The organism is Pseudoalteromonas sp. SANK 73390, from assembly GCF_054966645.1.
Window position 1 is genome coordinate 1 of the sequence record NZ_ARPN01000144.1, and the last position, 725, is coordinate 725.

Annotated in this window: 1 protein-coding gene; it reads left to right on the forward strand. The window is 48.0% G+C overall.

Annotated features, from left to right (window positions below; genetic code table 11):
• The coding region (locus tag SANK73390_RS18550; RefSeq protein WP_462767872.1) for a flagellin N-terminal helical domain-containing protein at positions 1-725 on the forward strand (725 nt) is incomplete at both ends.

Below are 725 nucleotides of genomic sequence, written 5' to 3' on the forward strand. Positions count from 1 at the left end.
AACGAGTCAAATAAATGGCTTAACGCAGGGCAACCGAAATGCAAACGATGGGATCTCATTAGCGCAAACAGCAGAGGGCGCGATGGATGAGATGACCAGTATGTTTCAGCGTGTACGTACTTTGGCGGCACAAGCGGCGAACGGTTCAAATACGGCATCGGATAGGGCGGCGCTGCAGCTGGAGTTAAGGCAGCTAGGCACAGAGATAAACCGTGTTGCAAGTGATACAACATTTGGTGGTCGAAATTTATTAGATGGTACGTTCAGTGCGGAGTTCCAAGTGGGTGCAGACGCTAATCAAACCATCAGTATGACAATGACATCAATAGCATCATTTGATGGTTCATCGGTAAGCGTGAACAGTTTTACGGTGAGTGATTTAGCGGCTGCAGCATCAGATATTACAGGTACGGGAGAGGGTGCTTCGGTTGCGTTTGCGAATGTGAGCAGTTTGTCATTTACGTCAGTAGACAAAGCGCAGTCTCTTTTAGGTGCGGTAGATGCCTTAATAGGGGCAATAGATGCGAAACGAGCGGAGTTAGGTGCGGTGCAAAACCGTTTTTCATCGACGATAAGAAATCAAACCAATGTGATAGAGAATGTGTCGGCGGCACGTTCACGTATAAAAGATGCGGATTTTGCGGCGGAGACGGCGGCATTGACTAAAGCGCAAATTTTACAACAGGCCAGTAGTACGATTTTAGGGCAGGCGAATCAAAGGCCAC